The organism is Endozoicomonas sp. 4G (assembly GCF_023822025.1).
Taxonomy (GTDB): Bacteria; Pseudomonadota; Gammaproteobacteria; order Pseudomonadales; family Endozoicomonadaceae; genus Endozoicomonas_A.
In genome coordinates, this window is record NZ_CP082909.1 from 5,837,685 (window position 1) to 5,851,516 (window position 13,832).

Here is a 13,832-nt window from a genome sequence, read left to right on the forward strand (position 1 = left end):
GATAGCATGAGTTTACCCATTGTTCTGATCAGTGGTTGGGGGATGCCTGCAACGGTTATGGAGCCTCTGGCCAGTGCCCTGGACGGCGATGGCCGAGTGTCTGTGGTACAGCTGCCGGGTTTGGTCCGGGAGCGCAGAACGTTCGACTGGCGGCAATTGCTGGACTACCTGGACATGCATTTGCTGGACACCCCTGCGGTTCTGGTCGGCTGGTCATTGGGAGGTACTCTGGCTGCCATCTATGCCAGTCAGAACCCGGACAAGGTCGCCGGACTGGTGACACTGGCTTGTAATCCCTGCTTTGTCCGAAACCAGGACTGGTCAGAAGCGATGTTGCCCCAGACCTTTGACAGTTTCTATGCCGGTATGCAGGAAGATTATACGGCAACGGTCGATCAATTTTCCCTGCTGTGCAGCATGGGCAATAGCAATCGAAAAGACGTCGCTAAATATTTACAAAACGCAGTGCGCCGGGACGCTGATCTGGAACCAACGATTCTTCTGCAATTACTGCAACTGTTAGGTGCCAGCGACGTTCGTTCCCAGCTGGCTGATATCCGCTGTCCGGTGTTGCATTGTTTTGGCAGGGATGATGCCCTGGTGCCCATGGATACCGGCAACAGAATGGAGCAGGACTACCCCGGCCACAAAGTTTTGATGATGGCTGGTGGTCATTGCTTTTTCCTTGATCAGAGTTCGGGTGCCATCGAACAGCTGGCTGACCAGGTTAACCGCTTATGCAACCGAAGCTGAAAGCAGCAGGTTGTGCAGCGAAAGCACGCATCAACAAACAACGCGTTGCTGCCAATTTCAGTCGGGCTGCAACCACCTATGACTCGGCGGCAGTGCTTCAGAAACGTGTGGCTGCCAGAGTTATGATGGGTCTGCCAACCGAGGCTCGTCCAGGCTGTGTATTGGATCTTGGTTCAGGTACGGGTAGCCAGACTGCGTTACTTTCCGGACATTTCCCTGATTCCCATGTTACCGGTCTGGATTTGGCGATGGGTATGCTTCAGTTCGCCCGGTCACAGTGCGACTCTGCTTCCTGGTGTTCCGGTGATATTGAATCACTGCCGTTTAAGTCAGAAAGTTTTGACCTGGTGTTCTCCAGCCTGGCCATTCAGTGGTGCTCATTTGAGACGGTGCTGGAGGAAATCCATCGAGTGCTTCAACCTGGCGGAGTCTTTGTTTTCTCCAGCCTGGCCAGTGGCACCATGGTAGAGTTGGAAGAGGCCTGGCAGCAGGTTGATCGTGATGTCCATATCAACGGCTTTGACAGTTTTGAACAGCAGCAACGGTGGTTGCTTGAATCAGGCTTTAAACAGCAATCTTTCCGGCAGCAGACCGAAACCCTTTATTATCCTGAGTTGTTTCAGATGTTGAGAGAGCTGAAAGCATTGGGGGTCAATACCGTGCACGATGGGCCACCCGGTTTGATGAGCCGGGGTCGGTTGATCCGATTGCAGGAAGTGTACGAGTCTTTTCGGGTGGCTGCCGGTTTACCCCTGTCCTATCAAGTGCTGTACGGGATTTTGAGAAAACCTGCCCATGCCTAGAACATTTTTTGTCACTGGCACCGATACGGATGCCGGAAAAACCTTTGTCACCTGTGCAATGCTGCAGGCTGCTCATCAGGAAGGATTGAAAACACTGGCTCTGAAGCCGGTGGCTGCCGGCGCTGATGAGACTCCTGAGGGGCTAAGAAATGATGATGCCCTGAACCTGATGAGTGCTATGAGTGTCGAGTTGAGTTATCCACAGGTGAACCCGGTTCTTTTTGAAGCAGCCATTGCCCCCCATATTGCGGCAAAAGAAGAAGGTCGACGGATCACTGTGGATCGTCTGACCGGCTTTTGTCGTGGCGCCCTGATGACCCGCCATGACCTTGCCTTTATCGAAGGCGCAGGTGGCTGGCGAGTTCCTCTGAACGATCGGGAAATGCTGGCCGATCTGGCAAAGGCGATGAATCTTCCGGTGATTCTGGTGGTAGGAATGAAACTGGGGTGTATCAGTCATGCCCTGCTGACGGTGGAATCCATTTTGCACAGTGGTTGTCAGCTGGTGGGCTGGGTGGCCAATCAGGTTGATCCCGGTATGAGTCATTTTCAGGAAAACGTTGAAGCGCTTAAGCACTTGATTCATGCGCCCTGCCTTGGCGTTGTGCCCTGGTGTTCAGACGATCAGTCGGGTAATGCGGTAGCCAGTGTTGATCTCTCTTCCTTGACGGCCTGATCTTGTAGCCGTTTCCTGTCTTCCGATAAAAATGAACAAAAGTTGACATTTGTTGTACTCGGACGTAACTTTCAAACAACTGTTTGAAACCGTTGCTATAATTTTTTTACCATCCCCCTTTCTTGAATAAATATAAGAGAATCCAGAGGTACCGTTATGTCAGACTACAAGGCTCCCCTGCGTGATATCCGATTCGTACGTGACGAACTCTTGGGATACCAGCAGCATTACGCCAGTATCCCCGGTGGTGAAGAAGCTACCCCCGATATGGTGGACGCCATCCTTGAAGAAGGTGCCAAGTTCTGTGAGCAGGTTCTTGCGCCTCTGAATCAGATAGGTGATGAGCAAGGCTGCACCTGGTCAGAAGACGGTGTCAAAACACCGGACGGTTTTAAAGACGCCTACCTGCAATACGTTGAAGGTGGCTGGCCTTCACTGGCCAGCGATCCGGAATACGGTGGTCAGGGTTTGCCTTACTCCCTGGGTCTGGTGCTCAGCGAAATGATGGGAGAAGCCAACTGGTCCTGGGGCATGTATCCCGGACTCAGTCATGGCGCCATGAACACTCTGGAAACCCATGGTACTGAAGAACAGAAGCAGGCTTACCTGACCAAACTGGTATCCGGTGAGTGGACTGGCACTATGTGTCTGACCGAGCCTCATTGTGGTTCTGACCTGGGTATGCTGCGGACCAAAGCTGAGCCGGCCGCTGACGGTTCTTACAAAATTTCTGGTACCAAGATCTTTATCTCTGCCGGTGAACACGATATGGCAGACAATATTGTCCACATCGTTCTGGCTCGTCTGCCCGGTGCTCCGGCAGGTACCAAAGGCATCTCCCTGTTTATCGTGCCCAAGCATCTGCCAGGCAATCACAGCGAAGGTAATGGTGTTAGTTGTGGCTCCATCGAGCACAAAATGGGTATTCACGGTAACGCCACCTGTGTCATGAACTTTGACGAAGCCACCGGCTTCCTGATTGGCCCGGAAAACCGGGGCTTGAACTGCATGTTCACGTTTATGAATACTGCCCGTCTGGGGACCGGGATTCAGGGGCTTTCCCACGGTGAAATCGCATTCCAGGGGGCTCTGGGCTATGCCCGTGAACGTCTGCAAATGCGTTCCCTGAGCGGTGCCAAGAACCCTGAAGGCCCGGCTGATCCGATTATCGTGCATCCTGACGTACGTCGGATGCTGCTGACCATCAAAGCCTTCACTGAAGGTAGCCGCGCCCTGTTGTACTACACAGCCAAGAAAGCGGATCTGCTGAACAATCCTGATGAGGCGGTGCGTGAACAGGCGGATAAAGAACTGGGTTTCCTGACACCTATCGTTAAGGCTTTCCTGACCGAAACCGGTTTTGAGTCTGCCAACCACGCGCTTCAGTGTTACGGTGGTCATGGTTATATCAGTGAATGGGGAATGGAGCAGAATGTTCGTGATTGTCGTATTTCCATGCTGTACGAAGGGACTACCGGCATTCAGGCACTGGATCTGCTAGGAAGAAAAATCTTCCAAAGCGGTGGTGAAACCATGAAGCCATTCACCAAGGAAATTCACAAATTCTGTAAGGCTCACGCTGAGAACGAAGACCTGAAAACCTTTGTTGAACCTTTGGCTGCCATGAACAAGGAGTGGGGCGATATCACCATGCAGCTGGGCTTAAAAGCGATGGAAAACGCTGACGAGGTGGGTGCCGCTGCCGTCGACTTCCTGATGTACTCTGGTTATGTGACTCTGGCTTATATGTGGGCTGACATGGCTCGTGTGGCCACGGAAAAACTGGCTGAAGGCACTTCTGAGGAAGGCTTCTACAAAGCCAAGATTCAGACCGCACGTTTCTACTACGAACGTATCCTGCCCAGGACGCAGGCGCACAAGTCTGCCATGCTGTCAGGCACAGAGAATCTGTTGGATATGGCTGAAGAAGATTTCGGTAATATCTGATTTCTGATAAGTGTTTCGTACAGGGGTTGCTTCGGCAGCCCTTTTTTATGTCTGAAACTCATTGTTTTTTGCCTAACCTCCAACGCTGGTCTATAAAAAAGCACGGTATGGGTTTTAAAGTTAGTAAAAGATAACAGCCACACAGGAGCTGACTGGGCGGGCAATGAGCAAACAGAAAGCACGAATAAACCCCTTATCGGGCTTTTTTAAGCCTTTATTACAGGTATTTTTTCTCCTTTATTTATCCTTCGGCTTGAAAGTGTCAGCGGCAGAACTCTATGAAGAGACAGAGGCAGTTTCAGTGACTCCAGACACTTCTTTGCCCTATAACAGCTTTGTCCGGGAGACAGGTTGGGTTGAGCAAATTTGGGGTCGTCCTTTCCGGGATCGTCTTTACCTGGGTATGTGGACATTGCATCTCGAATGTGGCGACGACCAGGAAAGCAACAATCAACTGATCGGTTTATCCTACAAAGGCTATTACGGCGGTACTTTTGTGAATACCCACAGCAACAGAGTCTGGTCTGGAGGCGTTCAGCGCACCCTGTTTCAACAGAAGTACGGCGAGTTTGATATCGAGGCGGGGTATCGTGCAGGCATTATGTATGGGTATAAGGAATATCTAAGCCGTGTCTTCCCTCTGGTTCAGGGTCTTCTGGACATCGACTACAAAGGGTTTGGTATTGAATTTTCCTACGCCGCGGTCGTTTTTACAGCAGGTTTTTATTACCGTTTCTGATGCTCTGAAGTGCTGTCACCGCCATCAAAAAAATACAGATTTACGCTGTGTTTTTTTTTGTAGTTAAAAATTCAAACGTTAGTTTAAAACATTCCTTTTAGCTCCTGTTTCCCTGGGGTAAAATTGTCAGACACTTGACTAAAAACATTAAAACTCCAGGAGTGTCCCCCATGGCAGATTATCAGGCACCTCTTCGTGATATGCGCTTTGTAATGTACGAAGTTTTCAATGCCGACAAGCGTTGGGGTCAGTGGCCTGCTACCCAGGAACTGGTTGATCGTGAAACGGCTGACGCCTTCCTGGAGGAAGGTGCCAAGCTGGCTGCAAGAACGGTGGCGCCCCTCAACCGGGAGGGTGATGAGGAAGGTTGTCACTGGAGCGAAGAAGGTGTTACTACCCCAAAAGGCTACAAGGCAGCCTATCAGCTTTATTCAGAAGCGGGTCTGACAGGCGTCGCTGGCAATCCCGAGTACGGTGGCATGGGGATGCCAAAAGCACTCAGTGCCCAGTTTGATGAAATGTTCAGCAGTGCCAGCCTGGCTTTTACTCTCTACCCGAACCTCACATCGGGTGCGGCGCTGGCGATTGATGCCCACGCTTGCGAAGCGTTGAAATCCCTTTATCTTCCCAAACTTTATTCCGGTGAGTGGGCCGCAGCCATGTGTCTGACTGAGTCACACAGCGGCACAGACCTGGGCATTATCAAAACCCGGGCTCAAGACAATGGTGACGGTTCCTACAGTATTACCGGCACTAAAATTTTTATTACTGCCGGTGAGCATGACCTGACAGAAAACATCATTCATCTGGTTCTGGCTAAATTGCCCGATGCCCCTGCCGGACCCAAGGGTATTTCTATGTTTCTGGTACCTAAGGTGAACGTAAATAAAGATGGATCTCTGGCGGATAGGAATCAGGTTCAATGCGGTTCTCTGGAGCACAAGATGGGGATCAAGGCTTCAGCAACCTGTGTCATCAACTACGATGGCGCCAAAGGTTACCTGGTAGGAGAAGTAAATAAGGGTCTGAACGCTATGTTCACCATGATGAACTATGAACGACTCTTTGTGGGTATTCAGGGTCTGGGTACCAGTGAAATGTCTTATCAGTCAGCCCTCGAGTACGCTCTGGACCGGGTTCAGGGTCGGTCAGCTACTGGCCCTCAACAGCCAGAAAAAGCGGCTGATCCGATCATTGTCCATGGCGATGTTCGAAGAATGCTGCTGAATATGAAAGCCCTGAACGAAGGCGGGCGAGCTTTTTCAACGTATGTGGCGACTCTGTTGGATACTGCCAAATTCAGTCCGGACGAAACAGAAAGAAAACAGGCGTCAGAGCAGGTGGGGCTATTGACACCTGTCGTAAAAGCATTCCTGACCGATATCGGTCTTGAAAGCTGTGTTTCCGGTCAACAGGTGTTTGGTGGTCATGGCTACATTCGTGAATGGGGGCAGGAGCAACTGGTCAGGGATGTTCGTATTGCCCAGATTTATGAAGGCACTAATGGTATTCAGGCTCTGGATCTGCTGGGTCGCAAGGTCGTTATGAATGGTGGTGCATCTTTCAAACAGTTTGCCGCTACTATCAGGCGCTTTATTGCCGAAGGCGAAAGTGACGAGTTTTCTGCTCCTTTGGAACAAGCGTTGGCCAAACTTGAAACCCTGACGAATGAATTACTGAGTCAGGCTGCCAATGATCCGAATGTGGTTAATGCCAGCTGTAATGATTACCTCCATGCTTTCTCATACGTTTCTTACGCCTGGATGTGGGCGATGATGGCCAGAGAAGCTCAAGCCAGATTGTCAGCAGCTGCTCAGGAAGACGATTTCTATCAGGCAAAGATGATTACTGCCCGGTATTTCTACAAACGTTTATTGCCCAGAATGGAAGGTTTGCTCATTTCTGCGGCTTCGGGAACCGAAACAGTTTTCGAATTACCCGCTGAACAATTTTGATGATCGTTGCCTTTCTGTTTGGAATGATTTCTAAATTGAGTCAATAAAAAAAGCCTTTCTACACTCAGGTGTTGAAAGGCTTTTTCATGGTTAAGCATCTGACCAGGTAATCAACTTTGCATTTCTGAGCAATTGTCTATAGTTAAAGTACTGGGTCATTAATCTACATGGAATGTAGAGGCAGGGAAGCAAAATAATGAGCAGGATGCTCATAGGGAGTTGGCCCGGTAAACATTAACCTCGCACTGCGAGGTTTTTCTTTTTTAGGAAAAGCATTTTTCAGATTGATTTAAGTGCCTCAGTGGTTTTACTCAAGGCCTCTTCAAGTTCAGGAATTAATTGAGTGGCATCGGAAAGCTGGTTGTCTTTACTCAGCTTTTCGATGTTCAGTGCAATACCAGCCAACCGTGTTGCACCAAAGTTATGACTGCTGGATTTTAATGTATGGGCAGCTCGAATCAGAATCGGCAAGTTTGCTTCTTTCGAAGCATTCTGAATATCTTCCAGCAGTGATGGCGTGTCTTCCAGATAACTTTCAACAAGACGGTCAAACTCATCTTCCATAATGTCTTTCAGGGTGTTCAGCGTTGTCCTATCCAGAATAGGATCTTGATCTTCTGTTTCTATTACTTTGAAAAAAGGTTCAATATCTGATTCGACATCATTGTCATCAGGATCATTGATCAGCCATCGGGTCAGTTTTTCCTTGAGGACATTCGCTTTGATAGGCTTGCTCAGATAATCGTCCATGCCCGATGCCAGACATTTTTCCCTGTCTCCCAGCAGGGCATTGGCTGTCATGGCAATAATAGGAATGCGTGGCAGGTTGTGAATACTTTCCCGTTTTCTTATCAGGCTGGTGGCTTCATAACCGCTCATTTGAGGCATCTGGCAGTCCATGAGTATCAGGTCATATTTCTGATGATCGCTCATGGTTAACGCTTCCTTGCCATCTGCTGCAATATCAGGTTTATTCAATCCGATTTTTTGCAGCATACTGACGGCAACTTTCCGGTTAACCAGGTTGTCCTCAACCAGAAGAATGCGAATAGTCGGATTGAAGGTGTTAGCATCCGCAGTCAATGGATTTATAGCTTTCAGATTATTACCATCATTGCGATGCTCAAAAGCCTGCGTGTTGGATACATCCAGATTCAGAACAAATGAGAATGTAGAGCCCAGCCCCAAAGCACTGGATACCTCGATGTCACCACCCATCAGCTCTACAAATTGTCTGGATATTGTGAGCCCAAGACCTGTACCTCCGAACCTGCGGGTGGTGCTACCATCAGCCTGGGTAAAGGCTGAGAACAGGTTTGGCAGGGCATCAGGCGTGATACCAATGCCGGTGTCTTCCACTAAAAATTCAACTTTGACCTGGTTTTCCCTGGCTTCCAGCATATTCACCCGGATAATGACTTCGCCTTCTTCAGTAAATTTGACAGCGTTACCCACAAGGTTGGTAAGAACCTGTCTCAGACGTACCGGGTCTCCTTTCAAAATATTGGGCAGATCAATATCGGTATAACAGCTTAGCTCCAGACTTTTTTCTTTAGCTTCTCCTGCCAGAAGGGCGCAGACATCCTCGGCGATTTCTACAGGGTTCATATCAATGGCTTCAATGTCCATCTTTCCGGCTTCAATTTTGGAGAAGTCGAGGACGTTATTGATAATCTGCAACAAGACATCTGCTGAACTGTAGGCCGTCTCGAGACAATCCTGTTGTACGGGTTCAAGGTGCGTATCTCTTAACAACTCCAGCATACCCAGCACGCCATTCATCGGCGTGCGGATTTCGTGACTCATATTGGCAAGAAAAACACTTTTCGCCTTGGCTGCTTCAAGGGCGGCTTCCTTGGCTTCATTCAGTTCAGAAATATTCTCTTTAAGTTCACGGTTAGCACTGTGTAATTTCCTGGTTCTTTCAGCAACGGAGGCTTCGAGGTTTTCGCGATGTTGTTGCAGTCTTTGATCCCGTTCTTTTATCTGCATCAGCATTTCGTTGAAGCAGTCGTAGAGCTGACCAATCTCATCGTTATCAAACTTCTTAACCTGATGATCATACTGCTCGTTTCTGGTCATCTGGGAGATGTTATTAGCCAGCTCAGTAATAGGCTTACCCAGTAATCTTTGCAGTTTTGACGCAAGAATAGAGGCCAGAATGACCGAGGCCAGGGCGGCTAATAATGCTAGCAATAGGTTTTCAGTCAGCTCGATATACAGCGGTGACAAATCACCTTGAATGTAAATAGCGCCAATTAATTGTTGATCGAGAACAATAGGGCGGTATAAGTGAAGACGGGTGCTGGTGAAAACAGTCACCGGACGTTCAGGCTCGTGCAGTGAAAAAGCCCAGGGGCGCGGGCTTGAACGATGATAGGCAGCAATCTCATCAGTATGGGCATTTAAAAGAAAAGCGGATTGAATATGGGGCGCGCTGTTAAAACCGGTTAACAGTTTTTTAGCAGAGTTTTCATCTTCAAAAACCAGAGCGGCATGAGCATTGGATCCGACGACTTCAGCCAGCGTTTCCATATGGTTTACCAGAGAGGCCCGGGACTTAATCAGATCGCTGACGCTCTGAATGGACAAAGTGACCAGAAGTACCGCATACGCCGTAATAAGCATGGCATAACGCAGTTTGCGTTTGATAGGAAGATTTCTGAAGGTCACCATGATTTATTTATGACTAAAAAAGGTTTTCATCCCGGGTGGGATGAAAACGAGTGATTACCGCTTTTCCTATGCCTATGACCTTCTTACTCAATCACTTTGGCCAGGCCTTTCAGTTGCGAGCTAATCTTCAGACCGGATGCATCAACAGAGGATTGGTTGATGGTGAAGTTGATCTTTTTTCCTTTGCGAGCCAAACCAATTAATCCACCCTGCTCAGCAAATGAACGATTGTCACTGATGGTTAGAATGGGTTTGCCTTTAAGGCTGTTGGTCACTTTGGCAGAGGAAGTCTGATCAATGCTGTGGATATACAGAATATCACACAGCTTATCCACAGGTGCATTCAGGTCCTTGTGGGTAACAGAGAGGCGCCTGCCCATGCTGTTTTTACGGTTGATTTTAATCAGCTCGCTGTTGATTGAACCTTCACCAATAATGCACAGCGTAAGGCTTTGTTTTTTCTTGGGCCAGCTTACGAACTTGGTTATTTTATAAACAATCGCTGTTTTGACCTTGTCTTCCGGTGTGCCTGCTTTAACCGTACTGGTAAAGAACATCCCTGACAAACTGGCTGTGAGCAACAGCAGACTGATGTTTGATTGGATCATCTTGATTGGCATCGGCATGAAGTTATCCTCCTCCATCCGATTAAAATTGCCAGCGAATCTGGGCGTACCATGATTCCTGGGTTTCTGTTGGGGCCATACCGCTCAGAGGTTCGTAGAACTCCCGGTGGTGATTTCTGAAGAGATTTTGTCCCACAACTGAGAACTCAAGACCGTCTCCAAACTTTTTCGCGACTCTCATGTCCAGTGATGTGTTGGCTCCCACTACGGCATTCTTCATGTCGTCCATATAGCGGACCCAGAAGTCAAAATACCATTGGTTGGGCAAGTTCATTGTGGATCGAATGTTTGCCATGTGAGGAGCACTCAGGTCTTCAACAATTTTTTCATTTCTTGCCAGAAAGCTTGTTTTTTCCTGATTAGGCCAGGCATCAACCTGTAGCCAACTGTAGGTAAACTGAAGCTTCCACCAGTCTTTTGCCTGCCAGTCCGCTACGGCTTCCAGACCATAGGTTTTGGTATTCAGCCCATTGTCCAGCGTGGTAGGAATGTTAACAGCCCCGGAAATTTGGCACGCCCTAAGCGATGAGCTGCCATCAGGGCATACATTCGTGCCCACATAAGCGATGATGTCTTCGTACTGGTTATAAAATGCGGTGATATCCAGACGAAAACTGTTACTAAACTGTTCACGGTAACCCACTTCCAGAGCAGTCAGCTTTTCTGACTTCAGGTCTGGATTACCCATGATCGGAATCACGAAATTTCTATCAGTGGTGTCATCAATCGTAATGCCGTCAGTCTGTAAGGCGGTTTCACTGATGGAAGGGGTTTTGACTGCCCGGGAAAGCGCTGTCCAGAAGGTTCTGTTTTCAGTGGGCCTCCAGGTTAACCGGGCGTTAGGCTGAACCTCATAGCCTGTGAAACTGTTGTGCTCAAAACGTGAACTCAGGGTGAACGTCCATTGCTCATTGAGCGTGATGTCGTCCTGAATAAAGGCGCTGAATAACTCCGTATGTTTAGAGTCCTCGCCTTCAAGCAAAAACATATAAGGGGTATTTTCTACCTCGTACCAGGTAGATCTGTAGCCGAGTCCCCAGACCAGGTCGTGATTTCCCCAGAACTGATAGTAGTGCTGAAATTCAAAATCAACGGTGTCACGCTTTTCAGCAATCCGGTAATCAAAGTTCTGGTAGTTGTCGTAGATGGCTCTGAAGGAGTAATCGTGAGTTTCACTCAGGGTTCTTTTCCAATAAGCGCCCAGGTTGCCACCCCGTTGATCCCGGCTGAGGCCCTCAACAATAAAGCCGTTGGCTATTTGAGGGTCCATTGGCTGAGATTGGTCGAGCAAACGTAAGGGAGGTCGGGTGGTTCCCTCGTAAAGGTCGCCCTGGACCGTCATCTCTGAGTCAGCAGTGGTTTGCCACTCTGATTTGAAACCGGTTCTGCGCATGTTCCAGTCATCAGAAGTCTCTTTACCTTCCGAATCAACCTGGCCATCCCGTTCAAAGGCCTTCACATAAACACGGTAGAAACCGGTTTCGCCAAACTCGCCACCATGACGGTAGGCGGCAAAGGCTTTTTCCTGAGTACCTGCGCCTGCTGAAAGCAGATTGCCCTGGGTGTCGGCTGCCTTCTTGGTAATGATGTTGATGACACCGTTGACGGCATTGGCTCCCCAGAGGGCAGCACCAGGTCCCCGGATGACCTCGATTCGGTCGATGTCTTCCATCATGGTGTCCTGTACGTCCCAGTTAACACCGGAAAAAAGTGGCGAGTAAACGGTTCGGCCATCAATCAGCACCAGCAGCTTGTTGGCGAAGATATAGTTAAATCCGCGGGTACTGATGGACCAGGTATTGGCATTCAGTTTGGCCACCTGCATGCCCGGCACCATTCTCAGGGCTTCCGGAATGGAAGTGACGCCGCTACGGCGCAGGTCTTCATTGGTGATGACATAGATGGCGGCGGCAGAATCCATTAGCCGCTGTTTCTTGCGGGATACGGAAGTGACATCAGGAATCTCCATGGAAATCAGCTCTTCAAGGCTGAGTTCAAAAAGATCCTCATCTTCCTGTGATTCGGCGATTGTCTGGCTGCTTGCGAAAATACAGGTGGCCAGCAGTGTGGGTAAAAATTTAGTGTTCAAGGTTCCGCTCCGTGGATCTTGATTAAATCCCAACACTGCTGAAGTTGACGATTCAAAAACGAAAAGGTCTTCTTTAAAACCTAGCTGACTTAGAGAGACTTGAAAATTTATTCGTCCCTGGCATCCAAAACAGCAGCCCCGGCATCCAGAATACCGGCACCACAAAGGCGAGTATTACAGGAACCGCCTGAAAAGGGACGGGCATTGAGTTTGATGATTTCTTCCACTCTGGCCGGGGTGATCTGAGGATTGATGGAGTAGATAAGTGCAGCAACACCGGCAACGTGAGGGGCTGCCATGCTGGTACCCTGATGATACTCGTAATTATCCTGAGTGGCAGAGGTGGTGCCAGCATTGGCAGTAGAAAGGACGCCATCCTGATAATAACGGGTCTCTCCACCGGGCGCTGAAATATCCACATGACGGCCAAAATTGGAATACCAGCTACGGTTGCCGCTCCGGTTAACAGAGCCCACCGTGATCACATTCTCACAGTTGGCTGGAGTGGCATAAGTCGCTCTGGTGCTGCCATTACCCGCTGCGACAACGACGGTCACTCCGGCAGCAACCACTTCATTAATGGCACTTTGATAACTCCGGGGACAGCCATAGGAATAACCGCCCAGACTCATATTAATGACTTTTACCGGGTTGTTATTGCGAGTCATGCCATAAACATCCAGCCCGGCTGCCCAGCGCATGGCATCAATAATATCCGAGGTGTAACCGCCACATCGCCCCAAGGCACGCAAAGGCATAACTTTGGCATTCCAGGCGACACCCGCTACGCCAGAGCCATTGTTCGATTCTGCGGCGATGGTGCCGGAAACATGGGTACCGTGCCAGCTGCTTTCGGTAGGCGACGATGGCACGGGTTTTCCATTGGCAGAACCACAGGCTCCGGCGGTAGTGATTGCATCGCCTGAATCGGTGGCATTGCTGTCACGGCCATCACCGTCATTGGCCATCCATGACTGTGATATGAAGTCATAGCCTGACACAATATTCCCATCCAGATCCTTGTGATAGACGATACCAGTATCGATCACGCCGACAACAACATTGTTGCCCGTTGTAATATTCCAGGCCGCTGGCAGGTTACTGCCTGCTGTCGATTCAAAATAATGCCATTGCTCGTTGTAGCGTGAATCATTGGGCACGCGCATGATTTGCATAATGTAGTCAGGTTCAGCAAAGGCAATTTGAGGGTCGTCTTCAAGGCCATCTGCCAGGATCTGAACGTCATTAATGTTCAGGCTGCTGCCAATCTCAAGAATGTCTTTGTCCTTGCCCGCAGCCACACCAAAGGAGCCATAACTGACTCCCTGTTTGATAAATGCCATGGCATTGCCCTCGGTGGGCTTGGGGTGGTACTTGACAATGATGCGGTCGGTGACCTGACGGGGAGCGGTTTTACTGTCTGTTTCCTGGGTCGTGGCCGTCATGGGAATAAACCCAAGACAAGTGAGTAATAAAGCAGTCCTTGCTTTCATGGAGATATCCTTACCTCTGGTTCTTATTGGTGTGACTTAAATCAGTATGGTTGAAGTTAAGCAAGGCGACACGGC

The 13,832-nt window shown here is 49.3% G+C and carries 10 protein-coding genes; 6 read left to right on the forward strand and 4 right to left on the reverse strand.

The genetic code is table 11. The annotated features are described in order from the left end of the window. The first annotated feature begins 6 nt into the window (after window positions 1-6). The 6 genes from K7B67_RS23170 (at window position 7) to K7B67_RS23195 (ending at window position 6,873) form a co-directional block, all read left to right on the forward strand. Complete coding sequence (locus tag K7B67_RS23170) at window positions 7-753, forward strand: alpha/beta fold hydrolase (protein WP_252178208.1); 747 nt, start codon at window positions 7-9, stop codon at window positions 751-753. Continuing rightward, window positions 738-1,556: a malonyl-ACP O-methyltransferase BioC gene (gene bioC, locus K7B67_RS23175; RefSeq protein WP_252178209.1), complete on the forward strand. Its 819-nt coding sequence runs from the start codon at window positions 738-740 to the stop codon at window positions 1,554-1,556. The genes K7B67_RS23170 and bioC overlap by 16 nt, the downstream gene beginning before the upstream one ends. Beyond that, entirely contained in the window at window positions 1,549-2,232 is a 684-nt protein-coding gene (bioD, locus tag K7B67_RS23180) for a dethiobiotin synthase (protein ID WP_252178210.1), read from the forward strand. Before bioC ends, bioD begins: the two co-directional genes overlap by 8 nt. Window positions 2,233-2,388: 156 nt before the next feature. After that, window positions 2,389-4,179, forward strand: coding sequence for an acyl-CoA dehydrogenase C-terminal domain-containing protein (locus tag K7B67_RS23185; RefSeq protein WP_252178211.1), 1,791 nt, complete (start codon window positions 2,389-2,391; stop codon window positions 4,177-4,179). A 163-nt stretch (window positions 4,180-4,342) separates the two neighbouring features. Continuing rightward, entirely contained in the window at window positions 4,343-4,918 is a 576-nt protein-coding gene (locus K7B67_RS23190) for a hypothetical protein (protein ID WP_252178212.1), read from the forward strand. 170 nt (window positions 4,919-5,088) lie between these two features. Continuing rightward, window positions 5,089-6,873, forward strand: coding sequence for an acyl-CoA dehydrogenase C-terminal domain-containing protein (locus K7B67_RS23195; protein WP_252178213.1), 1,785 nt, complete (start codon window positions 5,089-5,091; stop codon window positions 6,871-6,873). Between the two features lie 279 nt (window positions 6,874-7,152). On the opposite strand, the gene K7B67_RS23200 is transcribed toward K7B67_RS23195, so the two are convergent. The 4 genes from K7B67_RS23200 to K7B67_RS23220 all read right to left on the reverse strand — a co-directional run bounded on the left by K7B67_RS23200 (window position 7,153) and on the right by K7B67_RS23220 (window position 13,757). After that, a complete protein-coding gene (locus K7B67_RS23200; protein WP_252178214.1) occupies window positions 7,153-9,549 on the reverse strand; it encodes an ATP-binding protein in 2,397 nt (798 codons plus the stop codon). Window positions 9,550-9,632: 83 nt separating this feature from the next. After that, the gene (locus tag K7B67_RS23205; protein WP_252178215.1) at window positions 9,633-10,175 is read right to left on the reverse strand and encodes a YfiR family protein; all 543 of its coding nucleotides are present in this window, start codon (window positions 10,173-10,175) and stop codon (window positions 9,633-9,635) included. A gap of 22 nt (window positions 10,176-10,197) precedes the next feature. Then, complete coding sequence (locus K7B67_RS23210; protein WP_276576713.1) at window positions 10,198-12,264, reverse strand: TonB-dependent receptor; 2,067 nt, start codon at window positions 12,262-12,264, stop codon at window positions 10,198-10,200. Window positions 12,265-12,371: 107 nt separating this feature from the next. Next, window positions 12,372-13,757 (reverse strand): S8 family peptidase, encoded by a 1,386-nt coding sequence (locus K7B67_RS23220; RefSeq protein ID WP_252178216.1) that lies wholly within the window; start codon window positions 13,755-13,757, stop codon window positions 12,372-12,374. Window positions 13,758-13,832: the final 75 nt, after the last annotated feature.

What these genes read in the sequence shown, in the direction of transcription:
- K7B67_RS23170 (WP_252178208.1), top strand. Translation starts at nt 7, where the DNA reads ATGAGTTTACCCATTGTTCTGATCAGTGGTTGGGGGATGCCTGCAACG.
- bioC (WP_252178209.1), top strand. Translation starts at nt 738, where the DNA reads ATGCAACCGAAGCTGAAAGCAGCAGGTTGTGCAGCGAAAGCACGCATC.
- bioD (WP_252178210.1), top strand. Translation starts at nt 1,549, where the DNA reads ATGCCTAGAACATTTTTTGTCACTGGCACCGATACGGATGCCGGAAAA.
- K7B67_RS23185 (WP_252178211.1), top strand. Translation starts at nt 2,389, where the DNA reads ATGTCAGACTACAAGGCTCCCCTGCGTGATATCCGATTCGTACGTGAC.
- K7B67_RS23190 (WP_252178212.1), top strand. Translation starts at nt 4,343, where the DNA reads ATGAGCAAACAGAAAGCACGAATAAACCCCTTATCGGGCTTTTTTAAG.
- K7B67_RS23195 (WP_252178213.1), top strand. Translation starts at nt 5,089, where the DNA reads ATGGCAGATTATCAGGCACCTCTTCGTGATATGCGCTTTGTAATGTAC.
- K7B67_RS23200 (WP_252178214.1), bottom strand. Translation starts at nt 9,549, where the DNA reads ATGGTGACCTTCAGAAATCTTCCTATCAAACGCAAACTGCGTTATGCC.
- K7B67_RS23205 (WP_252178215.1), bottom strand. Translation starts at nt 10,175, where the DNA reads ATGCCGATGCCAATCAAGATGATCCAATCAAACATCAGTCTGCTGTTG.
- K7B67_RS23220 (WP_252178216.1), bottom strand. Translation starts at nt 13,757, where the DNA reads ATGAAAGCAAGGACTGCTTTATTACTCACTTGTCTTGGGTTTATTCCC.